Here is a 22615-nt window from a genome sequence, read left to right on the forward strand (position 1 = left end):
CAATCAGCAACGATTGAAGACCAGAGCGTTTAATCAGATTTGAACTTCAGACTGGGCAATTCGGTAACTGGCCAGCGTCGCCACTGCGGCACGCTCCCAGGTGAATAGCCCAGAATGTTCAAGGGCGCCATGACCGGCTGTTGTCACCGCATCAGGATTCTGGGCCAGCTCAACAAGTTTCTGGGCCCACAGGGAAGGGTCCGCTTCAGGCATAAGCCAACCCGATTTTCCGTCGTCCACCGCATAGGCGAGCCCGCCAACGGCATTGGCCAAGACCGGTGTCCCGCAAGCTTGTGCTTCGGCGGCCACCAGCCCAAAGGTTTCGGAAAGCGACGGAACCGCGACAATATCCGCATTGGCAAAAACCAGAGCCAGTTTGGACGGTTCCAAGGGATCATAGAATCGCACAACATCGCTCAGGTTCTGTTCGCTGGCAATTGATTTCAAATCGTAGTCCGCGGACCCAGAAGATGCGCCAAAAAGCGATGCGGTGATCCGCAAATCGGGATGGCTGCGGCGTGCCGCGCCCATGGCATTAAGTAATAAGTGCGCGCCCTTGAGCGGTTGCATGCGGCCCGCGTAGACCAGGTGCAAGTCATCTTCGCCCAGCGGGCGGCGCAGCTTGTCCTGATCAGGGTGGAAAATCCGGTGATTGACCCCGGGCAGCACCACGTCCAATTTGGTGGATTCGACCTGGTAGAAGCGCGCGAGCTGCTTGGCTTCAACCGGCGTGTTGGCAATGATACGGGCACATTGAAACAGCAATTGTTTCTCGGCCTGTTTACGATTGCCCGGCTCGGGGATGCCCGACTCATGTTCTTTCGCCGATGCCGAGGTGTGCATCGAAACGAGCAGCGGAACGGACCAAAGCTCTGCGAGTTCGAGTCCAGCCATTCCCGAGAGCCAATAATGGGCGTGAATTATATCGAACTTCAGCCCCTGAAGATGTGCGGATACTGCAAGGACAGCGGGGTCAATGATTTCTGGAAGCTGTTCCTTGGACAATGATTGATTTGCAGCCACCTGAACTTCGTGCATCCAAACGCCTTCGCCAACCTGAAGCGATTGGGATTCAGCCGCGGTGCGAGTAATCATGTGCACTTCATGGCCCAGGGCGCCCAGCGCAAAGGACAAGTTCTGGATGTAGACATTCATGCCGCCGGCATCACCTGAACCCGGTTGCTGCATGGGCGAAGTGTGCAGGGAAAGCATGGCAATGCGCATGTTGATGGCTCCAGGAATATTCGGGGGAGACGGGCTGCTGTGGCTGAATGCCCAGAGTTGATGCTATCAAGAAGCGAGGTCCAGCATTTTCAAGTTTGCTGCTGTCCAGTGCTCCACCATTGATGCCCCGCCGTGTGCATCCCCTTCACAGATCTGCAGCTCAGAACCTGGCCATGACCGATGTAGTTTCCAAGCAGTTGCCGCAGGACTGGAAACGTCGTTCCTTCCATGGATGAATATTGCCGGAAGATGATTGATGAGCTCGACCTGGTCCAGAATCGGCGGCTGGCAGAATCCGGAGTGAGACCAGAAATGCGTGGTTAGGCGGGTCATGGCGTGGCGGAATTGTTTCTCCTTCCAGCGTGGATCGCGAAGGACCCGTTCGCTGCCGAGAGAAATATGGGTATCTTCCCAAAGCGCCCATTCGATCGATGCGGCATCTCGAAGATCGGAAACAGGGGAGGAATGCATCTGGGCGTAGGCCTCGACCAAAGACATTCGACCTGATTCATAACCAGGGATGTGCGTCCGGGCAAATTTTGACAACCGGTCCCAAGCTTCGGGAAAGAAGGCCCCGACTGTTTCAGTTATCCACTGGACTTCTTCGCGACTTGTCGTCGTGACGGCAAAGAGAACGAGGCCGAGCACCCTGCTTGGGTGAGCTTGGGCGTACGCCAGCGCCAATGTTGACCCCCAGGACACTCCATTCAAAATCCACTTGTCGATTCCTCGATCGATTCTCAAGGCCTCGATATCCTCGATCAGTTTCTGGGTCGTGAATTGATCTGCAGGGATATTGAGATCGGCAGCCGATGGTGTCGAGCGCCCGCAACCGCGTTGCTCGAACCCGATAAGGCGGGTGCGAGCCAGATCCCAGCGATGCCGGTAACCTGAATTCCCCAGGGTCCCACCGGGGCCGCCATGAAGATGCAAGGCCGGGACGCCTTGGGGATGGCCTGATTCCTCCCAGAACAGGCGATGCCCATCACTGACGGGAAGAAATCCATGCTCGCCGGGGCTATTGAGGTGACCTGTGGAATCCATAGCTGAACCTTATGCGAGGAAGAGCGAAGCGAAGGGCATCTGCGTCGAGCGCATAAAAAGAAATTCCCGGTTGACCTAAGTCAACCGGGAATTTCACCTGTGCGCGAAAGGGGACTTGAACCCCTACCCTCTTGCGAGGACTAGCACCTCAAGCTAGCGCGTCTACCTATTCCGCCACCCGCGCAGGTTACTCGTTGTTCGCGTTGTTATCGCTGGCAACGAAGTAAAACTTTACCATCCCTTTCGAGTGAATTCCAATCGGGCGGTTCTCGGCCCCTATGCCGAAAAACTCCCGTAATTTCGCGGTAAATTCAGGGTTGAGTAGTGATTTAAGGGAAAAAATCCCTCGATCAGTGGCAAGGGTCACATGAAACTTGTGTGATTGTCCTAGTGAAGCACAGGTTTAGCCGGCACTCATGGTTGATTTTCGCTGCCAATCCTTCGGATGAATTCTTCTGCGCCAAGTACCTCATTGAAGATTTGCCCCGTGGGTTCCAGCGCTATGCCGGCGGCCAAATCGGGAAGCTGAACCGGGGTGAAACCCAATTGGCGAACCAATGACGCGACCAATGCGGCATCTTGGGGACTGTCAGTCGCGATTCCCAAGGCGCGCCGGGCCGCGGATTTGGAGGCTCGATCCGCATCGAGATCCCAGTGGCTGATGTGGTTCAAGGCCTTGGCCACGCGGGATTGGCTGAAGTGTTCAGCGAGCGCCTCTGAACTTGAAAGGCCTCGATCAATTGCACTTAGCAGCCAGTGCGGCAGCGGTTCGTCGTTCCAACGGTTTGTTGCGTCGATCAGCAGTGAACCGGCAAGCGATTCGCTGTCGATGTCATCCAAGTCTTCCTGCGGAACCATGAGGGCTACTAGCTGTACGTCTTTGGCGATGTCGGTGGCGTCCACGGCGGTGGCCTGTGGCGCATACTGCGCCACATGATATTTCATGAGCCGCGCTGGCCTGGAGCCTGCAATCTTCACGTGAATGCCACTGGAGGCTGCCGCTCTAGCCAACGCGGTTCCGGCGCGGCCTGCCCCGAGAATGCCGATTTTGTCGATGCTCATGAAACCAGCTTAAACGCCGAGGCCGCCGCCATCTGCGCAAACTGCACAGATGCCGGCGGCCTCGAATCAACTAGCCAAGTTCTATCCGGCCCATAGGGGGGAGAGAGCCTTGTAGAGCTGCTGTAGGCCAAGAATGATGAAGAGGATTGCGGTAATGGCCAGGGCAGTGTTGGTGTGCCAGCGGTTGGCCCACTGCTTCGGGATTCGCTTGCCGTTGAGCAGGCCCAGCAAGGTGACTGCAAGGAACGGCATGAACAGCGCTCCAAGCACTCCATAGGCCAGGATCAGCGCGATTGGCTTGTCCAGCAAGAACAGAACCATTGGCGGGAAGGTCAGCCACAGGACATAGAACTTGAAGTATTTGCCACCGGTCATGGTGTCCGGGTGATTTGCTGGGCGCTTGCGCATGTGGCCCCAGAAGTCTGCGAACATCAGCGAAACACCGTTCCATACGCCGATGATCGAGGAGAAGGAAGCTGCCCAGAAGCCGATCAGGAAGCCGTTGCCGACCACCACGCCGTATTCCGCCTTGAGCACATCGCCCAGTTCCAGCAGTCCCTTGTCGCCACCGGAGATGGACACGCCGGCGGCACGGACTACCTCGGCGCCGACGATCAGCATGGCGATCACGAAGATGCCGGTCATGACGTAGGCCATGGAATTATCGATGCGCATAACCCGCATCCACTTGGGGGTGTACCAGCCCTTTTCGCGCAGCCAGTAGCCGTAGGCTGCCAGGGTGATGGTGCCGCCCACGCCGCCCGCCAAGGCCAGGGTGTAGATCACGCCGCCCTTGGGGATCATCGGGATCAGGCCCTTGAGCATTTCTGGGACATTGGGCACTGCGATCACTGCCAGGCCCACCACGGTGATGAACATGATGCCCACCAGCACCGCAGTGACCTTTTCGAAGAAGTGGTAGCGGCCAAACCAGACCATGACAAAGCCCAAAAGGCCCATGATGATGGCCCAGATCTTCAGGTCCACGCCAGGGATCAATGCTGCCAGGGGCAATGCCGCTGAACTCATTGCCGTCGCACCGTAGACGAAGCCCCAGATGATGATGTAGGGGCCAAAGTACCAAGTGGTCCACTTGCCCAGGGACTTCCAGCCTTCGAAGATCGTCTGGCCTGTGGCCAGGGTATAGCGGCCGGCGCCTTCAACGAGGACGATTTTCAGGATGACGCCCAAGATGACTGCCCAGAGCAGGGCATAGCCATATTGGCTGCCGGCTACGAGGGTTGCCACCATATCTGCGGCGCCAACGCCTGTAGCGGCGACAACCAATCCGGGGCCGATAATTTTCCAGCGCGGTGGCCCGCCGGACTCTAGGCCGGCATCGGGCGCCTGGGTGCTTTCACTCATGAGTCATTCCTTTGTCACAGTGCGGTTCGCTGCGGTCTTCATCGTCGGTGATGAGGGCCACAAGCGTGCGAGATCGTAATCAATATTGGTAGTGATTCAGATTACTTGCAATTTGAGTTGAAAGTACTAACACTTTCTTAGGACAACGAGCCGGCGCCAACGCTTGGTGTCTGGAAAATTGCTAGAATTGCCTAGTTATCGCGGGCCGGGCGCCCAAATTCAATCACCAAGGATGGTGTTGTGCGGCTTTTGATCGTCGAGGACGACCAGGCAGTTGCCGATGCGCTTATTGATGCTGTTAGCGCTGCTGGCCACGAGGCCTCGCAGGCTGGCAGGGGATCCGATGCCTTGCTGCGCCACCATGACGCCGAGTTGATCTTGTTGGATCTTGGCCTGCCGGACATGGACGGGTTGGAAGTCCTTCGCAAGCTCAGGCAAGTGAGCGACGTGCCAGTGATCATCCTGAGCGCCAGGAATGATGAGCGCAGCGTGGTTCGTGGTCTGCGCCAAGGCGCTGACGACTATCTGGTGAAGCCCATCGGGCTCACCGTCTTGCTGGCTAGGATTGATGCAGTAGCACGCCGGTCCAACGTGAACACCGGGGCAGACAGAAACCAGATCAGCGCCGGATCCCTGGTGATTAATCTGGATAAGCATGAAGCGGTCCTGGCGGGCAGGGATCTTGCCCTGACCGCCAAGGAATTCGAACTGCTCACTTTGCTTGCCCGGCATGCAGGATCCGTGGTGACCCGTGAACAGATCCTCGATCAGCTATGGGGCGATGCTTTCCTTGCAGTGTCCCGTTCGCTCGACGTGCACCTGACCGGGCTTCGCTCGAAGCTTGCCCGCTCTGGGATGATCGTCAACGTTCGCGGTGTCGGCTATCGCCTTGAGGCTCCGTCGTCGTGAGAGTCCGGGTCTTGGGGGTGCTTGGCTCCTCGCTGCTGGCAATCGTAGTTCTCGTCAGCACGGTTCTGATGCAGGGGGTCAGCCGTGATGCCGCGGCTGAGATTCTCTCAAACCGGCTCTCGGCACTGAATCGATTCGTCCAGCTCGCGTCGCATGTCGCGAGCGACGATGACTTGGAAATGCTTCAAATCGAGATGGATACGTATTCCGGCCTCTATGACGAAGGGCTGCTGATAGTTGCCGACGGACACCAGCTTGTTTCCGGGAACATCAGTGCACATGACCCTGATGTGGCCGATACGCTGCGTGCAGCCGCGCTAAACCTCGAACGCACGGACATTCCGTCGGTGAACCCATTCCTTGACTCCGGGGCCTTGATTGCGCGTCCGTTCGGGAATACTGGCCAGGTGCTGGGCTCGGTCACCATGAAAGTGAACCTGGAACCAGCGCGCATGAAGGTTCTTCAAGCATCGAGCATGGTCATTCTCGCGACCCTCACAGTCGGTGCAGTCTTCCTGTTATTGGCTAACCGGTTGGCAACCTGGGTTTTGCGCCCCTTGCATCGCCTCGATGACTCAGTTCGGTTGCTGACTCAAACGCAGCGTCCCATCCCGCTCGTTGAGCAGGGCCCGCCAGAACTGCGCGCGTTGTCGCGCTCGGTCAGCTCCATGGCCCAAACCATGGCGACAAGTCTTCAACAGCAACAAGAGCTCATTGCAGAAACCTCACATCAACTGCGCAATCCAGTGGCCGCGTTGAGGCTTCGGGTGGATTTGTTGAAAATGAGGCTTCCCGATCGGTCGAGTGCGGAAGGATTGCGTTCTGTTGAAAATGAGCTGGCACGAGTGGAAATGCTGTTGGACGGAGTTTTGCGCTTGGCTAGTGCAGAGCACCGTTTAACCGAGCAAAACTCGGAGGAAGGCGTTGCTGATTCATCTGCTGGGAAAGAATCCATAAATGTTCTCCAGGTCCTCGCCGAAGAGTTTGAACGCCAGTCGGCTACCGCACAGGCAGCAGGAAATACATTGATTCTGGACGGAGCGGCGGAATCAACACAAGACGTGTCGGTTTGGTGCAATCTCTTCGACCTGCAGCAAATGGTTGCCGAGCTTTTGGAAAACGCGATCAAATATGCTCCCGCCACCCAAATCACGTTGTCCGTAAAAAGTTCTCCGACAATGGTTGAAGTCATGATCTGCGATCAAGGCCCAGGGATGAACAAGACTGAAATCGGACGTGCGGGAGAACGTTTTTGGCGAGCGGAAAGCGTCCGAGGCACTGCGGGCACGGGACTGGGATTAGCGATTGTAGATCGGCTGGCACGGGCCAACTCAGGCCGGCTGCTCGTGACGGCTAACCCACAGGCCGGGCTCGCGGCCATTATCAGCTTGCCCCGCGCTCCATCACTCACGGAGAAGAGCGATGGCTGAGAAAAATCCACCCGAGCGCCGCACGATCCTAAAATTCCTGATGGCTGCCCCCGTGGTTTTGTCGATGCCTGTCCTGAGCGCATGCAGCAGCCGCGCCACGGAATCGCGTCTTGACATTGCTTCAGGTGAAGAAGGCGGAATGTACTTCGAGTTTGCGCAACTGCTTTCCTCGGCCTTGGTCAACGAAGGAATTGCCGAGCAGTCAAGCGCCCTGAAAACCCAGGCAAGTGCGCAGAATCTTGAACTGCTTGTCCAAGGCGGCGCCCATTTGGCCTTAGCCCTTGCCGATACAGTCGCTGAATTTCGTTCAGAAAACAAGGACCACAGTGGCATACGGGCGTTGGGGAGGGTCTACCAGAATTATTTTCATTGCATTGTCCGAGCCGGCAGCGGCATCCGATCCCTCGCCGATTTCCCTGGCCGCATTATCGGCACGGGCGCGGCCGGTTCGGGAACGTGGGCTACAGGACAGCGGATACTGCAGGTTGCTGGACTCAAGGAGCATAGCCAGCCGCCGGAGGAACGGAAACTTGGGTACACGGCAGGACTTCACGCGCTCAGCCAGGGCCGCATTGATGCGCTCTTCCTATTTGGCGGGATGCCGGTAAAGCCCCTGACCGAGCTGGCCCAAAAACTGGACTTGAATCTCTTGGATATCTCCAAGGTGCTGCCTCAACTGCGCGATGCCTACCCCGGTCTTTATGATCGCGTGGTCATTCCAGGCAACACGTATCCAGGAATATCTGGCGTTGACACGATTGGTGTCAGCAATTTGTTGATGGCCCGCGCTGATTTGCCGGATAGAACTGCGAAGGAGATCGTGCTGCTTCTCGCGACCAAAGCACAACAGCTTGTTCCCGAATCCAGCGCCGGAATCCAGCATTTGACACCTGAAACGCTCATCAGCACCGCCGGGCAGCCGCTGCATCCCGGCGCTCGCGCTGCCTTCCTCGAGTTGCACGGCTAGCTGCCAAAAGCCGCCAGAGCAAGCGACGAATCGCCCGTTGCCTACTAGGGTGGAACTCAAGACCACCACTGCGAAAGGTATTTCCCTGATGACCACCGCCATTGAACGCATGGAAAAAGACGCCGTTGAAATTTGCCGCGGGCTGATCCGAATTGATACGACGAATTTTGGCGGCAATAAGGGGGCGGGCGAACTAGAAGCCGCACGCTATGTTGCCGAGCTGTTTGACGAGGTTGGCCTGGACGCGCAGATCTATGAGTCAGCGCCCGGGCGTGCCAATGTGGTCTTGCGAATTCCGGGTTCAGACCCATCCTTGCCGGCGCTTATCGTGCATGGGCATCTTGACGTGGTTCCAGCCATTGCAGAGGACTGGAGCGTTGACCCGTTCGGCGCCGAAGTCATCGATGGCATGATCTGGGGCCGCGGCGCGGTGGATATGAAGAATATGGATGCGATGATTATCGCTGCTATCCGGCATCTTCACCGTGAGAAGATCTCGCCACGGCGTGACTTGATTATTGCTTTCTTCGCTGACGAAGAAGCTGGCGGCGATTACGGCTCTGGCTGGATGGTGCAAAATCATCCCGAGGTCTTTGCCGGCGCCGAAGAAGCGATCAGCGAAGTCGGCGGATTCTCCGTGGACATCAACGGGCGCCGGGCCTATATGCTGCAAACCGCTGAGAAGGGGATCGCGTGGCTGAAGCTCACCGCGCAAGGAATGGCTGGGCACGGATCCCAAATTAACTCTGATAACGCTGTCACCACGCTGGCCGGTGCCGTACACCGCATCGGCGAATACCAGTGGCCTTTGTCCTATACCAAAACCACGCTGTCCCTCCTGGAACAGGTTGCCGAGTTGACGGGGTTGGAATTTGACCAGCAGAACCCGCAGCCGCTACTTGAAGCCATGGGAAATGTTTCGCGTTTTGTCGGAGCAACCCTGCAGAACACCGCTAACCCCTCGGCCTTGCAGGCCGGCTACAAGCACAACGTCATTCCGGGGCAGGCGGAGGCGCTCATCGATTGCCGCACGCTGCCCGATGAGCACGAAGCAACCTTGGAGAAACTAGCTGAACTGGCCGGAGAAGGCGTTGAGCTTTCCATGGTCCACGAGCAGGATTCGCTGGAAGTGCCTTTTGCCGGAGCGCTGGTCGACACCATGGTCAAGTCGCTGCTGGATGAGGATCCAGACGCGATTGTCTTGCCTTATATGCTCTCTGGCGGCACCGACAACAAATGGCTGGCCACCATTGGCATCACCGGATATGGTTTTGCGCCGCTGCAATTGCCGGCTGAGCTCGACTTCACCGGCATGTTCCACGGCGTGGACGAGCGTGTCCCGGTGGATGCTATTAAATTCGGGGTAAAAGTCCTCGAAAACCTCATGCGCAGCTACTAGCGGCTGGCTGGAACGAGGCCTCAAATATGCAGGAGCAAAAAGTGTCTATCGAGTCAGTGCTCTCAGATCGACTTCTAGAGCAATTCCGTGAACGTGCTGCGCAATATGATGTGGACAATTCCTTCGCGACAGAGGACTTTGATGCGCTGGTGTCGTTGGGATATCTGAAAGCTCTGATCCCTGTAGGTCAAGGCGGGCTGGGCTGGAGCCTGGAACAACTGGCGTTGGCCCAACGGCGCCTGGCCACGGCAGCCCCAGCCACGGCGCTGGCGGTGAATATGCATCACGTCTGGGCTTCGGTCGCCAACGTGTTGCAAGCGCGAGGCGATCATCGTCTGCAAATGGTCAGCGACTGGATTTCCCAGGGCGAGGTCATGGCCTTCGGAATTTCGGAGCCAGGCAATGATTCGGTGCTTTTTGATTCAAAAACTTCGGCCAGCACGGCGCCAGATGGATCCGTGACTTTTAACGGGGTAAAGATTTTTACCTCGCTGTCGCCGGCATTCACTCGACTCGGCGTTTTCGGGAAAGACGAAACTACCGGTGAACTGGTTCACGGGTTCGTAGCCAAGGGCCAAGGCCTCGAGTCGATGGGGGACTGGAACACCCTGGGCATGCGGGCCAGCCAGTCGCACACGACCAAACTCGTTAATGCAGTTGCCCCGCGCGAGTGGGTGCACAGCCGGCTGCCAGCAGGTCCAAACGCGGATCTGCTGATTTTCGGGATTTTCGCTTCCTTCCTGACCCTGACTGCCAGCGTCTATGTGGGCATCGCGGATCGGGCCGTGGTCTTGGGCCAAGAGGCGCTCAATAAGAAGGTGCATCACGACGGGACCAAGTACTCCCAGGATATCCGTGCCAGGGGGCTTCTAGCCGAGGCCGCGATGAGGCTCATTTCGCTGGACGCTCTCCAGCGGTCGGTGGCCGCGGATATAGATGCCGCAGTGGATCACCGCGAAGCGTGGTTCCCGAAACTAGTCACCCTGCGTACTCTGGCCGGGGATGCGGCCCGGGAGAATATCCAGGTGCTCGGGCAGCTATTGGGTGGTAGCGGATACTTCCGCGGCTCCGAATTCGAGAGGCTGTATCGCGACGTGCAGGCCAGCTGGTACCACCCCTCAAACGCTGCCTCGGCAGCAAACACCGTCGCATCCTGGCTTGTTGGGCCATTGGATACTTAGAGGCTGCTTGCCTAGTCAGTTAGCGGAAGGGTGCTGCGGATTCTCATGACGCGTCGCCGTAGCCAATATTTGTAGACGCCGCCTTCATATCTGCAGGTACGCATCAGTTCCCATTTGCCGTTGTCAGCATGTTCACGCAGGGCGGTGCGGGCAAGATGAACGGGCTCGCTGGGGAAGGCGGTGATCACCAAATATTCGAAGCGCTGTTCATCGGAGTGATGCAGCGGCGGTTTAATTCTTTCTTGAAGCATCCTGCCCCCTATCTAATGAACCCTATGCGTTGTAGCTTAAGACCATGAGTACTGATCCAAGTTTTGCACTGCAATCTTTGATTGCCCGGCTCGAACAGCACCTGGCCGTTGTTTCGCAAAGCCGCGGTGCTGCCGAGGCATCGGTGGACGCCGCATTTGGAGCCCTGGCAGATGCCTTCGAAGACTACGAAGACGCGCTGTACGACCAGTATTCGGAACTTTTGCCTTTCACCATACCTGCAGATGACGCGTGAGTACGACCACGGGGTGATTTTTGGCCCAATCGTGTTTTTGAGCCTCGTTCCTTGCTGGCGGTGAAGTAATGTCGAGGGGTGAATTGGTTTGAAGCAGCTTTCCTTGGATTGATCCAGGGCCTGACCGAGTTCCTCCCGATCTCGTCCTCGGCCCACCTGCGTATTGTCGGCGAACTTTTGCCGAATGCCCAGGACCCCGGAGCGGCCTTTACGGCCATCACCCAGCTCGGAACAGAGACCGCGGTGATCGTGTTCTTCTGGCGTGACATCGTGAGAATAATCGGAGCCTGGGGCAAAGCCCTTGCCGGCAAGATCCCGCACTCGGATCCCGACGCAAAAATGGGTTGGCTGATTATTGTCGGCTCGATTCCGATCGCTATCCTGGGCCTGTTGCTAGAGGACTACATCGATTCGAACTTCCGATCCCTGTGGATCGTGGCGACCACCCTGGTGGTCTTCGGCCTGTTCCTCGCCCTGGCTGATCATTACGGCAAGCAGCAGCGCAGCCTGGACAAGCTCACCGTCAAGCACGGCGTCGTTTATGGCCTGGCCCAGGCCATGGCTTTGATTCCTGGCGTTTCGCGTTCCGGCGGTACGATCACCGCAGGCCTGCTCATGGGATACACCCGTGAAGCCGCCGCGCGCTACTCCTTCCTGCTCGCCATCCCCGCTGTCTATGCCTCCGGCCTGTACAAATTGGCCAAGTCCTTTGATGAGCCCGGGGTGTACACCCTGGCACAGACCGGCGTGGCGACCGCGATCGCCTTTGTGGTCGGATTCTTGATTGTCGGCTGGTTCCTGAAGTTCGTTTCCACCCACTCGTATCGGTTCTTCGTTTGGTACCGCATTTTGTTGGGTCTCGTGCTTTTCGTGGCGTTGGGCTTCGGCCTGATGAACCCATAGTTTGATCTTCATCGAGATGTCCGTGGAGCGTTTCACGGACATCTCGGCGTTAACGGGAATAAACCTCGTCCTGCTTCACTTGGACTTAGAGGAAGAAAATCGTCGCATCTGCGAAAGGATGTTCATCAGTGCACGCGTGGAAAAACCCTGAGGTACCTCAGGTGGCTGGTTCAGCACCAATTTTGGAACTCTTCAATACCGCCACCGGTAACCTGCAGGCCACCGCACCTGCGGATGCGGCAAATGACGCCGCCAGCATGTATGTCTGCGGGATTACCCCGTACGACGCAACCCATATGGGACATGCATCCACCTACGTCACCTTTGACCTCGTGCATCGCACGTGGCTGGACAACGGGCGCCCCGTTGCGTACTCGCAAAATATCACCGACGTCGATGACCCGCTCCTTGAGCGTGCAGAAGCCACCGGCGTGGATTGGCGGGACCTCGCTGAGCAGCAGGTACAGCTGTTCCGCGACGATATGGAAGCGCTCAACGTGATTCCACCTCAGCACTATATCGGTGCCGTCGAATCCATCGAGTGGCTCGTTCCCGTGGTGGAGCAGCTTCTCGAAGCGGATTTGGCGTACCGTGTTCCAGCCGGCGCCGATGGGGTTGAAGGCGATATCTACTTCGACACCTATGCCGCCGAGAACGACGCGTGGAAGCTGGGCGCAGTGTCAAACTACGACCGGGATACCATGCTGGGCTTTTTTGCGGAGCGCGGCGGCGATCCGCAGCGCGAAGGCAAGCGCGACGCCTTGGATCCCTTGTTGTGGCGGGCAGCCCGCGAGGGTGAACCGTCGTGGGAGGGCGGCAAGCTGGGCACCGGTCGCCCGGGATGGCACATTGAATGTTCGGTGATCGCCCGCAAGACCTTGCCGGCGCCTTTTACCGTCCAAGGCGGCGGATCCGATTTGATCTTCCCGCACCATGAATTCTCGGCTGCGCATGCGGCCGCCAGCGACCACCATGAGCTTGCCCAGGCCTACGTGCACACCGGCATGGTGGGCCTAGACGGTGAAAAGATGAGCAAGTCGCTGGGCAACCTGGTCCTGGTTTCCAAGCTGCGCGCTGCTGGAGTCGAGCCCGTGGCCATTCGTGCCGTATTGCTTTCCCAGCATTACCGCACCAACTGGTTCTGGACTGATGACCTGCTCGATGCCGCACAGCAGCGCATTGCCCTGTGGCGAGAGCGCCTGGAAGGCACTGGCCTTGCCGAGGCCACCGCGCTGCTAGCCCGCATCCGTTCGCATATGGCCAATGATCTTGACGCTCCGGGCGCCTTGGCGGCCATCGACCAGTGGGCCGCGCAGCCAGCTGAAGGCAGCGGCGACGGCACGCAATTGCTGCGTGACGGCTTCGACGCGCTCTTGGGCCTCAAGCTCTGAGTTCTGCCTTCCACCCCGGTGAACCGGTGAAGCCATCAGGGGCCGACGTCAAATTTCGAAGTCGGTCCCTGAGCCGTCCGGGCGGAATTTTCCCCGCCGGCGCAGGTAGCGTTCAAATTCGCGGGCAATGGATTCGCCGCTAGCCTCCGGCAAATCGCTGGTATCCGTTGCCTCTTCGAGTTGCTGCACATACTTGGCTACGTCTGGGTCGCCGGCCGCTAATTCGTCGACTCCATGCTTCCATGCCAAAGCGTCATCGCGCAGTTGCTGATCGGAGATGGTGATGGGCAGCAGCTCTTCAAGCATCTCGACGAAGGCCAGCTGGACCCGTGGGCTCGGCGACTGGGCAACGTAGTGCGAAAGCTGGGCCCAAAGCGACATGGTGGGGATGCCCCGGCGTTCAAATTCGATGCCGAGGATCGAAGGGATGCCTGAAGGCCCCTCGTAATTCGAAGCCTCGATATTGAAGTGTTCCTGGAGCCTGGCATCGTCGCTCGATAATGACGTGGGCACGGGACGCGTATGCGGCACATCGGCCAATAGCGCTCCCAAGGTCAGTACCGCGTGCGCGTTGTGCGCCTGGGCCACCTCGATGATCCGGGCGCAGAAGCTCTGCCATTTGAAGGTTGGCTCTACTCCGAGGATCACCAGCAAATCCGCGGCCGCCAGCGGCAGTTCCATCTTGTAGATTTCGGTGCGGGGCCAGTCCACCATTCGTCCCTGGGCGGTGCGACGCGTTTTCGGCCGGGAGAACTGGTAGTCGTAGAAGTCGTCTTCGCCGATGGTGGCAATATGCTCATAGGCGTTTTCCTCCAGCAGCAGGCGCACTGCATCCGTTGCCGCTGAGCCAGCGTCATTCCACCCTTCGAACGCGGCCACGACGATAGTGGGGCGAATCTCATGCTCGGCCTGGGCGATATAGGTATTCAGCGTTGGGGTGTGGAAATCCTTGTTCAATGAAAACTCCTATGCAGCATTCTGGCCGTTGGCGTGGCTTGCCGAAGCGGCTTAGCCCCACTCTTCCATCTAGAATGGACTCATGCCAAGCACCAGTTTTGACTTTAATTCCGCATCCGACCCCCGAACGCCGCAAGCGGTCCTGTGGGACATGGACGGCACCTTGATCGACACCGAGCCTTATTGGATCGTTGCCGAGTCAGAACTGGTCGCAGCACATGGCGGAACCTGGACTGAGGAGCAGGCCCTTTCGCTCGTCGGCAGCGCGCTTCCCAATTCAGCGCGGATCCTGCAGGAAGCCGGCGTCAAGCTGTCGGCACGTGAGATCATCGACCTGCTCAGCGCCCAGGTTGTTGCCGGGATTCGAAAGGAAATCCCGTGGAGGCCAGGAGCCCGCGAGCTGCTCGCTGCCTGCCACGAGGCCAATATTCCGCAGGCCCTGGTGACGATGTCTGAGCGCAGCATCGTCAATGAGCTTCTGGATCAATTGCCAGAAGGAACTTTCCAGGCATCGGTCACGGGCGAAGAAGTGGGCCATGGCAAACCGCATCCAGAACCTTATCTGACCGGATTGCAATTGCTGCAAGACGAGGTGGGCCACGAACTGATCGCTGAAAAGTGCATTGGATTTGAAGATTCGGTTCCGGGCATTGCCTCAGCATCGTCCGCGGGATTGCATGCAGTGCTGGTGCCCAATGCCACTGATCCCGGTGACGGGAAGTGGCGTCGAATAGAAAGCTTGGACGGGGTAGACGTGAAAGAAATGACTCGATGGTTGGTGCAGGTTAGCGCGTGAGCGATACTTCAGAAAAAGCCCCCGGAATAAAGCTAGGGCGCATTGGCGGAGTTCCGGTCTACCTTTCAAGCTCGTGGTTCATCATCGCGGCGGTCATCACTGTCTCAGTGGGGATGCAGCTTTCACGCAGCCAATGGATTCCGGCGCTCAACGCCTATCTCATGGGTTTTGCCTGCGCTGCGGTGATTGCGGTTGCGGTATTGGTTCACGAAGTGGCCCATGCCATGATGGCCCGGGCATTTAAATGGCCAGATGCGCACATTGTCCTGACGCTGATGGGCGGACACACGCAGTTCGGTTCCTTCAAGGCAAAACCGGGTGCTTCGCTGTGGGTTGCGCTCTCAGGGCCGGTTTCCAACTTTGTTCTCGCCGGGCTGGGCTGGCTGATTCTCCAGAACCTTGAACCAGATATCTACTCGAAGTTGCTCCTGGACTTCTTTATTTACGCCAACCTGCTGCTCGGGGCATTCAACGCTTTGCCGGGGCTTCCATTAGATGGCGGTCGGCTGATTGAATCGATCGTTTGGAAAGCGACCGGATCACAGTTCAAGGGCACCATCGCATCGAGCTGGGTAGGCCGCGTCATTGCGATTGGCGTAGTCTTCTACTTCGTCGCCTACCCATATCTGCGCGGCGAAGAAATTCAAATTATCACCGCCGTCGTTGGCCTCATGGTGGCGATGTTCATGTGGCAGGCAACCACCGGGCTGATTGCGCATTCGAAGATGATGCTCAACCTCCCTAGCGTGATTGCCTCGGATTTGATGAAGCCCGCTTCCGCCATGCTGTCCCAAGTGACAGTTGCCGACGTTTATGTGCGGCAGAACCAACGCGGAGGGGAAATAATCCTTGTCGATGGCAAGGGCATGCCCGTCGGGGTGGTTGACGCGCAGGCCATAGCGCGAGTTGACCGTGGACGGGCGGCAGAAGTCCCAGCCCTGGCGGTCGCGCGAGCGCTGGGACAAGGTGCCATTGTGGCCGAAGAATCTGATGGGCGTGCACTGATCGACTACCTCGCCACCGTCAGCTCAGCCGAATACGCAGTGATCAACGGGCAAGGACAAGTTGTCGGCCTGCTGCACCAGCGGGATATCATCAGCGCCGTTACCGGACGACGCAAGTAGACTTTCAAAGCATTCATAGAGCATTAAGAAAAGGATCACACCAGTGAGCGAAGCCAACAGCACGGCACCCCACGGTGCGGCAGCCCGCCGCGGACCATTCCGCGTCGGCGACCGCGTGCAATTGACCGACGAAAAGCGCCGGATCAACACCATCACCCTGCAAAACGGCGGGGAGTTCCATACCCACAAGGGCGTCTTGCCGCATGAGGCGATCATTGGCCTTCCCGAGGGCTCTGTCATCGAGAACATCGATGGATTCCGCTACCAGGCGCTTCGCCCGCTGGCCAAGGACTTTGTGCTCTCGATGCCACGTGGAGCCACCGTGGTATACCCAAAGGACGCAGCCCAGATAGTCCAGTTCGGTGACATCTTCCCGGGTGCCCGAGTAGTGGAAGCCGGCGTGGGTTCTGGCGCGTTGTCGATTTCCCTGCTTCGGGCCGTGGGCGATGAAGGATTCCTGCACTCATTCGAACGCCGCGAAGAATTCGCCGATATCGCCCGTGGCAACGTCTCCACCGTATTCGGTGGCGACCATCCGTCATGGCAGATCTCCATCGGCGACTTCCAGGATAAGGTTGTCGAACTTGAAGAACCAGGCAGCGTGGATCGAGTGGTGCTCGACATGCTCAGCCCGTGGGAATGCCTGGATGCTGTCGCAACTGTCCTTGCACCTGGCGGAGTCTGGACGAACTACGTCTCGTCGGTGACCCAGATGTCCCGTGTCGTCGAGGCCATTCGCGCTTCGGGACAGTTCACCGAACCAGAGTGCTTCGAAACCCTGGTGCGTGGCTGGCACGTCGACGGCCTGGCAGTTCGCCCGGACCACCGCATGGTTGCCCACACCGCTTTCCTGATCACCTGCCGCCGGCTGGCTGATTCCGCTGATGGAATCCCGAAGGCCAAGCGAATCAAGGAGCACTCCTACTCAAGTGAAGACCTGAGTGCTTGGACTCGGGACCACGATGAGCAGCAGTGGTCTGCAGAAGCTCTGGGAGAGCGGGGCATTTCGGATAAGAAGCTGCGCCGTGCCTCTCGCGATGCACATCAGGCTGTGCGCGTGCGCGAAGCGCAGAATTCCGACGCGGACTCCGAGAGCTAAACATTCTGAATGACCAAATACTGAGATAGATTGTCTCAGTATGTGACTTCAGGCCCTGGGTGTTCTGCACTCGGGGCCTGAAGTTCTTAGGATGGGACTAAAGCGGTGCGCTGAGCACCGGCAAAACCTCGCTGGATCCACACTGACCAGCGACGTTGAATGTGGGGGAGTTGGAACGTGAACGAAAATCACGAGGCAGAGAAATTGGCCGAACGGCTTCAGATGACTGAACGCCAGGTCAATGTGCTGCGCGATAAAAACCGCAACCTCGATAAGCAACTTGCCGGGCTCAGCGGAAACAACCAGCGGCTGGTCGCGCTGCTTGAAACCACGCGCGAACAAATCATCAATTTGAAAGCAGCCCTGGAAAAGGACGGCGACACGCCATTCAGCTACGGCACCGTCGTGGCCAAGCACCCACGCCAGCACCCGGCATCCGGGCAAGGCATCGAGTCCACCGGTGTGCAAGCTGTCGACGTGATCTATTCCGGCCGCAAAATGCGCGTAACGGTGAGCCCGCTCATGGACTTCGACTCCGTCCTCATCGGACAGCAAGTACTGCTGAATGAAGCCCTGGTTGTGGTGGCTGCCCTGGGGTTTGAGGAAACCGGCGAGCTGGTCACCGTCAAGGAATTGCTGGAGAACAACTTGGCCGTGGTCATGGCACACGCCGACGACCAGCGTGTTATCGAGCTGGCGGAACCTCTGCGCAAGGCGCACTTGCGAGTCGGCGATCAGCTGACCGTTGATTCTCGAAGCGGCATGGCCGTGAGCCGCGTGCAGCTCACCGATATGCAGTCGCTGGTCCTTGAGGAAGTCCCTGAAATCTCCTACTCCGATATCGGTGGATTGAACTCGCAGATCGAGGCCATCAAGGATTCGGTTGAGCTTCCCTTCACCCATCCGGACCTGTACCGGGAGCATGGATTGAGCGCACCCAAGGGCATTTTGCTTTATGGCCCTCCGGGCTGCGGCAAGACCCTGATTGCCAAGGCCGTCGCCCATTCCTTGGCCCAGCGTGTTGTTGAGCGCAATGAAGGCACCAGCACGCGCAGCTACTTCCTGAATATCAAGGGACCCGAGCTGCTGGACAAATACGTCGGCGAAACCGAACGCCATATTCGCCTGATCTTCGCCCGGGCCCGTGAGAAAGCCTTGCACGGCGATCCGGTTGTGGTGTTCTTCGACGAAATGGAAGCCCTGTTCCGCACCCGTGGAACGGGTGTGTCCTCCGACGTTGAAACCACCATCGTTCCCCAGCTGCTGGCCGAAATCGATGGCGTGGAACGACTGGATAACGTCATCGTCATTGGCGCATCGAACCGCGAGGACATGATTGATCCAGCCATCCTGCGTCCAGGCAGGCTTGATGTGAAGATCAAGATTCGCCGGCCGGATGCGCTGGGGGCCACCGAAATTTTCAGCAAGTACCTGACAACCGACCTCCCACTGCACGAATCCGAATTGGCGTCCGACGCAGGCAATGGCGAAGCGACGATTCGCCGGATGATCGACTCCACCGTCTCCGAGATGTACTCCACCGAGCGCATCAACGAATTCTTGGAAGTCACCTACGTGACCGGTCAAACAGAAATCCTCTACTTCAAGGACTTTGCGTCTGGCGCCGTCATCCACAACATCGTGGACCGAGCCAAAAAGCACGCGATCAAGGCGCTGATCACCACCGGTGAGCGCGGCTTGAAGATGGAGTATTTGCTTCGAGCAGTACGCGAGGAATTCGCGGAACACGAAGACATGCCCAATACGACCAATCCAGATGACTGGGCCAGAATCTCAGGACGCAAGGGCGAACGCATCAGCAATATCCGTTCCTTGGTCAACCGCCAGGCCGCCTCATGAGCGCGCGTCGCCTCGTCGGGCTGGAAACCGAGTACGGCATCATTCGTCCACAAATGCCCAATGCCAACGCCACGGTCCTCTCGGCTCAAATCGTGGATGCCTACGCACAACTTGTGGCCGAGCAGAGTTCCACTGCCACCGCAGCGCGCTGGGACTACGCCGACGAGTCTCCCTTGCAGGATGCCCGCGGTTTTGAAATGGACCGGGACCAAGCGCACCCAAGCCAGTTAACGGACGTGGAACCAGGGCTAGAGGAGCCTGGCATCTGGACTGCCGAGTCCATTGCGCTGGATGGCAATGATGCGCGGCTGGGATCCACCTTGTATCAGGAGAAGGATTCTACCGATGTTGTGATGAACATGGTGCTCGGAAATGGTGCACGCCTGTACGTAGACCATGCCCACCCCGAATACTCCAGCCCTGAATCGCTGACGCCGCGCGCTGCCGTTTTATGGGACCAGGCCGGAGACGAAGTCATGCGCCGCGCCGCTCAAACTGCGCAGCGGCTGGGCAGCGGCGAGTTATTGCTCTACAAGAACAATACTGACAACAAATCGGTATCGTACGGCGCCCACGAGAACTATCTGGTTCCGCGCTCAGTTGAGTTCTCCTCCATCGTGAGCGGATTGACCCCGTTCTTTGTCAGCCGCCAAATCTACTGCGGTTCTGGGCGCGTAGGCCAAGGCATGCTCAACGAGAAAGCGGAATTCCAGATTTCGCAGCGTGCTGATTTTTTTGAAGCTGAAGTTGGATTGGAAACGACGATCAATCGCCCAATCATCAACACGCGCGATGAGCCGCACGCCAACTGGGACAAGTACCGTCGTCTGCATGTAATCATCGGGGACGCCAACCTGGGGCAGATTTCCACCCTGCTCAAGGTTGGGGCCACCAGCCTGGTCCTTTCGCTCATCGAGGCAGATATGGCACCAGCTCTCGAATTAGCTGACCCGGTCCGTGCTTTGCAGCAAATCAGCCACGACCCTAGTCTCAAGACACGAGTAAAATTCCGCGGCGGGCTAGAACTGTCGGCCATAGAAATCCAGAGGCTGTATCTGGAAGCCAGCGAAAAATATTGTGCCGCACGAGGAATTGACGATCCGGACACCACCGAGATTTTGACCCGGTGGGCACAGTTGCTCGAAGTCCTCGAAAGAGATCCGATGGGCGCAGCGGATCAAGTTGATTGGATCGCCAAGTACAAGCTCATCAGCGGGTTTACCCAAAGGCACCAGCTCTCGCTGGCTGATCCGCGCGTAGCCATGATGGACCTACAATGGGCGGACTTGCGCACTGACAAGGGGCTGTACTATCGGCTCGCTGCGCGCGGCGCGATCCAAACATTGTTCAGCCAGGAAGAAATCAATCAAGCGGTTGCCACTCCTCCCCAGGACACCCGCGCATACCTGCGCGGAATGGCGCTGCAACGCTACGCACCCTACGTGGTTGCCGCCAACTGGGACGCACTGTCTTTCGCTGTTCCCGGCGCACGAAAGATCAGCCGATTCCACATGTCCGAACCCCTGCATGGAACCCGCCAGAGCGTTGGCGACTTGTTCGATGCCGAACTGGAGATTTCGGAATTTATCGACGAATTGGCGAGGCGCAGGTAAACAGCGCAGAATAGGTATGAGTCTCGGGACCTAATTCCGGGATTCAGAAATTTTAGGAGAATATGATGACCCAGGAAAGCTTCTCAGCTCGCCGCAGCTCCGAGCACCAGGCAGCTGAAACCGAGCAGGTGCAGGCCAACACCACCGGGCAGTCCGCTGGCGTAGATGACCTGCTCGACGAGATCGACTCGGTCCTTGAATCCAACGCCGAGGAATTCGTCCGCGGATTCGTCCAAAAGGGCGGTCAGTAAAACCACTTCGTGCACAACGCAAACACCAACTGGCATGACATTAGGCAACGCCGCGGGCGAGGGGAAGTAACTACGCGTGGATCGCAGAATTTACGGGCTAGAAACCGAATTCGGACTGACTTATGTCCCGTCTGACGGACGCCGGCTGACTCCAGAGGACGCTGCACGGCATCTGTTCAAACCAGTAGTCAATTGGGGCAGAAGCTCCAATGTCTTCCTGGAGAATGGATCGCGGCTGTATTTGGATGTCGGCTCCCATCCCGAATATGCCACGGCCGAATGCGACCAGCTCAAACAGCTGATCGCCCACGACCGTGCCGGCGAGGCCTTCATGCTCGACCTTGTGGACCAGGCTGAGGACCAGCTGCTCGAAGAAGGGCACGAGGGCCGGATCTACATGTTCAAGAACAATGTGGACTCGGCGGGCAATTCCTATGGCTGCCATGAAAACTATCTGATTCCTCGCAAGATCGAATTCAAGCGGCTTGCCGACATGCTCATTCCCTTCTTGGTCACCAGGCAGCTATTGTGCGGAGCCGGGCACTTGATTGCCGGGGATGACCAGACTAAATTCGTTTTTTCCCAGCGCGCGGACCACATGTGGGAAGGCGTATCCTCGGCAACGACACGCTCGCGCCCGATCATCAATACGCGTGATGAGCCACACGCCGATGCAGAGTACCACCGTCGCTTGCACGTCATCGTGGGCGACTCGTCCATGAGCGAGACCACGCAGCTGCTGAAAATCGGCGCTACCGATCTCGTCCTGCGACTAATCGAATCCGGCGAGATCTACCATGACCTGCGGCTGGAAAACCCGATCCGTTCAATTCGCCAGATTTCCCATGACTTCAACGGCCAAACAACCGTGCGCCTGATGGGCGGCGACGAACCGACTGCGCTGCAGATCCAATGGATTCTCCTTGAATCGGTGAAAGAGTTTGTCGCCCGCCACGGAGCGCATCACGATCAGGTCGAGCGGGTGCTTGAACTTTGGGAACGGACGCTGACTGCGATTGAAAGTGGCAACTATTCGCTGATCGACCAGGACATCGACTGGGCCATCAAGCACAAGTTGATTCACGGGTATGCCCAGAAGAACTCCTTGCCGTTGTCATCGCCACGCTTGGCGCAGCTGAACTTGACCTATCACGATATCGATCCTGCCCGCGGGCTATTCCACGTACTCAAGCGACGCGGCTTGGCTTCCAGCGTGGTCAGCGATGCCGATATTCGCGAGGCCGTCAATAATCCGCCAGCGACGACACGCGCTGCGATCAGGAGCAAATTCATTCGTGCCGCGCGCGCCCATGGCCGGCGCTACAGTGCAGACTGGGTCCATATGAAATATGAGGACGAGCCCGGTGGCATCGTTCTATGCAAGGACCCGTTCGCGACCAGCGACCCTGAGGTGGACAAGCTCATTGACCTGATGAGTCAGCGATCTTGACCAGCGGGCGGAAAGAATTTTCACAGCTATCGACCCTAGGGTGGTAGCAGTGAGTTTGATACCCAGATGACGGGTATCTGCGTAA

At 57.9% G+C, this 22615-nt stretch carries 21 protein-coding genes and 1 tRNA gene; 15 read left to right on the top strand and 7 right to left on the bottom strand.

Annotated features, from left to right (window positions below; all coding sequences use genetic code 11):
* Positions 1-33: 33 nt before the first annotated feature.
* From AOZ07_RS08345 to AOZ07_RS08365, 5 genes are all read right to left on the bottom strand, one after another.
* Positions 34-1188: a glycosyltransferase gene (locus tag AOZ07_RS08345; RefSeq protein WP_194943843.1), complete on the bottom strand. Its 1155-nt coding sequence runs from the start codon at positions 1186-1188 to the stop codon at positions 34-36.
* 102 nt (positions 1189-1290) lie between these two features.
* On the bottom strand, positions 1291-2268 hold the full coding sequence (locus AOZ07_RS08350) for an alpha/beta fold hydrolase (RefSeq protein ID WP_060701576.1): 978 nt from the start codon (positions 2266-2268) through the stop codon (positions 1291-1293).
* A 100-nt stretch (positions 2269-2368) separates the two neighbouring features.
* Positions 2369-2452, bottom strand: a tRNA-Leu gene (locus AOZ07_RS08355).
* 230 nt (positions 2453-2682) lie between these two features.
* A complete protein-coding gene (locus AOZ07_RS08360) occupies positions 2683-3330 on the bottom strand; it encodes an NADPH-dependent F420 reductase (RefSeq protein WP_060701577.1) in 648 nt (215 codons plus the stop codon).
* A gap of 81 nt (positions 3331-3411) precedes the next feature.
* Complete coding sequence (locus tag AOZ07_RS08365; RefSeq protein WP_060701578.1) at positions 3412-4695, bottom strand: Nramp family divalent metal transporter; 1284 nt, start codon at positions 4693-4695, stop codon at positions 3412-3414.
* 240 nt (positions 4696-4935) lie between these two features.
* Between AOZ07_RS08365 and AOZ07_RS08370 the strand changes: the two genes are divergently transcribed.
* The 5 genes from AOZ07_RS08370 to AOZ07_RS08390 all read left to right on the top strand — a co-directional run bounded on the left by AOZ07_RS08370 (position 4936) and on the right by AOZ07_RS08390 (position 10581).
* On the top strand, positions 4936-5604 hold the full coding sequence (locus AOZ07_RS08370; protein ID WP_060701579.1) for a response regulator transcription factor: 669 nt from the start codon (positions 4936-4938) through the stop codon (positions 5602-5604).
* A gap of 68 nt (positions 5605-5672) precedes the next feature.
* Positions 5673-7034: a sensor histidine kinase gene (locus AOZ07_RS08375; RefSeq protein WP_194943844.1), complete on the top strand. Its 1362-nt coding sequence runs from the start codon at positions 5673-5675 to the stop codon at positions 7032-7034.
* Positions 7027-8001 (top strand): TAXI family TRAP transporter solute-binding subunit, encoded by a 975-nt coding sequence (locus AOZ07_RS08380; protein WP_060701581.1) that lies wholly within the window; start codon positions 7027-7029, stop codon positions 7999-8001. The genes AOZ07_RS08375 and AOZ07_RS08380 overlap by 8 nt, the downstream gene beginning before the upstream one ends.
* A gap of 88 nt (positions 8002-8089) precedes the next feature.
* A complete protein-coding gene (locus tag AOZ07_RS08385) occupies positions 8090-9400 on the top strand; it encodes a M20/M25/M40 family metallo-hydrolase (protein WP_060703382.1) in 1311 nt (436 codons plus the stop codon).
* Positions 9401-9441: 41 nt separating this feature from the next.
* Positions 9442-10581, top strand: a complete 1140-nt coding sequence (locus AOZ07_RS08390; protein ID WP_060703383.1) for an acyl-CoA dehydrogenase family protein — start codon at positions 9442-9444, stop codon at positions 10579-10581.
* A gap of 11 nt (positions 10582-10592) precedes the next feature.
* Here the strand turns inward: AOZ07_RS08390 and AOZ07_RS18170 are convergent, their stop codons facing one another.
* A complete protein-coding gene (locus tag AOZ07_RS18170; RefSeq protein ID WP_075972456.1) occupies positions 10593-10832 on the bottom strand; it encodes a DUF5703 family protein in 240 nt (79 codons plus the stop codon).
* A gap of 44 nt (positions 10833-10876) precedes the next feature.
* On the opposite strand from AOZ07_RS18170, the gene AOZ07_RS08395 reads away from it, so the two are divergent.
* From AOZ07_RS08395 to mshC, 3 genes are all read left to right on the top strand, one after another.
* Positions 10877-11086, top strand: coding sequence for a hypothetical protein (locus AOZ07_RS08395; protein WP_060701582.1), 210 nt, complete (start codon positions 10877-10879; stop codon positions 11084-11086).
* A gap of 78 nt (positions 11087-11164) precedes the next feature.
* A complete protein-coding gene (locus AOZ07_RS08400; protein WP_060701583.1) occupies positions 11165-11989 on the top strand; it encodes an undecaprenyl-diphosphate phosphatase in 825 nt (274 codons plus the stop codon).
* Positions 11990-12117: 128 nt separating this feature from the next.
* Complete coding sequence (mshC, locus tag AOZ07_RS08405) at positions 12118-13380, top strand: cysteine--1-D-myo-inosityl 2-amino-2-deoxy-alpha-D-glucopyranoside ligase (RefSeq protein WP_060701584.1); 1263 nt, start codon at positions 12118-12120, stop codon at positions 13378-13380.
* Between the two features lie 48 nt (positions 13381-13428).
* Here the strand turns inward: mshC and AOZ07_RS08410 are convergent, their stop codons facing one another.
* Positions 13429-14337 carry a proteasome assembly chaperone family protein gene (locus tag AOZ07_RS08410; RefSeq protein WP_060701585.1) on the bottom strand — a complete coding sequence of 303 codons (909 nt, stop codon included), beginning with the start codon at positions 14335-14337 and terminating at the stop codon, positions 13429-13431.
* Between the two features lie 82 nt (positions 14338-14419).
* Here AOZ07_RS08410 and AOZ07_RS08415 point away from each other — a divergent pair, with 82 nt between their 5' ends.
* The 7 genes from AOZ07_RS08415 (at position 14420) to pafA (ending at position 22530) form a co-directional block, all read left to right on the top strand.
* Complete coding sequence (locus AOZ07_RS08415; RefSeq protein WP_060701586.1) at positions 14420-15133, top strand: HAD family hydrolase; 714 nt, start codon at positions 14420-14422, stop codon at positions 15131-15133.
* Entirely contained in the window at positions 15130-16257 is a 1128-nt protein-coding gene (locus AOZ07_RS08420; RefSeq protein ID WP_060701587.1) for a site-2 protease family protein, read from the top strand. Before AOZ07_RS08415 ends, AOZ07_RS08420 begins: the two co-directional genes overlap by 4 nt.
* A gap of 43 nt (positions 16258-16300) precedes the next feature.
* The gene (locus tag AOZ07_RS08425) at positions 16301-17356 is read left to right on the top strand and encodes a tRNA (adenine-N1)-methyltransferase (RefSeq protein ID WP_194943845.1); all 1056 of its coding nucleotides are present in this window, start codon (positions 16301-16303) and stop codon (positions 17354-17356) included.
* Between the two features lie 159 nt (positions 17357-17515).
* Positions 17516-19216 (top strand): proteasome ATPase, encoded by a 1701-nt coding sequence (arc, locus tag AOZ07_RS08430; RefSeq protein ID WP_060701589.1) that lies wholly within the window; start codon positions 17516-17518, stop codon positions 19214-19216.
* A complete protein-coding gene (gene dop / locus AOZ07_RS08435) occupies positions 19213-20829 on the top strand; it encodes a depupylase/deamidase Dop (protein ID WP_060701590.1) in 1617 nt (538 codons plus the stop codon). Before arc ends, dop begins: the two co-directional genes overlap by 4 nt.
* 65 nt (positions 20830-20894) lie before the next feature.
* Complete coding sequence (locus AOZ07_RS08440; protein WP_060701591.1) at positions 20895-21080, top strand: ubiquitin-like protein Pup; 186 nt, start codon at positions 20895-20897, stop codon at positions 21078-21080.
* Positions 21081-21156: 76 nt separating this feature from the next.
* The gene (gene pafA / locus AOZ07_RS08445; protein ID WP_060701592.1) at positions 21157-22530 is read left to right on the top strand and encodes a Pup--protein ligase; all 1374 of its coding nucleotides are present in this window, start codon (positions 21157-21159) and stop codon (positions 22528-22530) included.
* Positions 22531-22615: the final 85 nt, after the last annotated feature.

Source organism: Glutamicibacter halophytocola, from assembly GCF_001302565.1.
In the GTDB taxonomy this organism is placed as follows: Bacteria; Actinomycetota; Actinomycetes; order Actinomycetales; family Micrococcaceae; genus Glutamicibacter; species Glutamicibacter halophytocola.

What these genes read in the sequence shown, in the direction of transcription:
- AOZ07_RS08345 (WP_194943843.1), bottom strand. Translation starts at nt 1,188, where the DNA reads ATGCAGCAACCGGGTTCAGGTGATGCCGGCGGCATGAATGTCTACATC.
- AOZ07_RS08350 (WP_060701576.1), bottom strand. Translation starts at nt 2,268, where the DNA reads ATGGATTCCACAGGTCACCTCAATAGCCCCGGCGAGCATGGATTTCTT.
- AOZ07_RS08360 (WP_060701577.1), bottom strand. Translation starts at nt 3,330, where the DNA reads ATGAGCATCGACAAAATCGGCATTCTCGGGGCAGGCCGCGCCGGAACC.
- AOZ07_RS08365 (WP_060701578.1), bottom strand. Translation starts at nt 4,695, where the DNA reads ATGAGTGAAAGCACCCAGGCGCCCGATGCCGGCCTAGAGTCCGGCGGG.
- AOZ07_RS08375 (WP_194943844.1), top strand. Translation starts at nt 5,673, where the DNA reads ATGCAGGGGGTCAGCCGTGATGCCGCGGCTGAGATTCTCTCAAACCGG.
- AOZ07_RS08380 (WP_060701581.1), top strand. Translation starts at nt 7,027, where the DNA reads ATGGCTGAGAAAAATCCACCCGAGCGCCGCACGATCCTAAAATTCCTG.
- AOZ07_RS08385 (WP_060703382.1), top strand. Translation starts at nt 8,090, where the DNA reads ATGACCACCGCCATTGAACGCATGGAAAAAGACGCCGTTGAAATTTGC.
- AOZ07_RS18170 (WP_075972456.1), bottom strand. Translation starts at nt 10,832, where the DNA reads ATGCTTCAAGAAAGAATTAAACCGCCGCTGCATCACTCCGATGAACAG.
- AOZ07_RS08395 (WP_060701582.1), top strand. Translation starts at nt 10,877, where the DNA reads ATGAGTACTGATCCAAGTTTTGCACTGCAATCTTTGATTGCCCGGCTC.
- AOZ07_RS08415 (WP_060701586.1), top strand. Translation starts at nt 14,420, where the DNA reads ATGCCAAGCACCAGTTTTGACTTTAATTCCGCATCCGACCCCCGAACG.
- arc (WP_060701589.1), top strand. Translation starts at nt 17,516, where the DNA reads ATGTGGGGGAGTTGGAACGTGAACGAAAATCACGAGGCAGAGAAATTG.
- dop (WP_060701590.1), top strand. Translation starts at nt 19,213, where the DNA reads ATGAGCGCGCGTCGCCTCGTCGGGCTGGAAACCGAGTACGGCATCATT.
- AOZ07_RS08440 (WP_060701591.1), top strand. Translation starts at nt 20,895, where the DNA reads ATGACCCAGGAAAGCTTCTCAGCTCGCCGCAGCTCCGAGCACCAGGCA.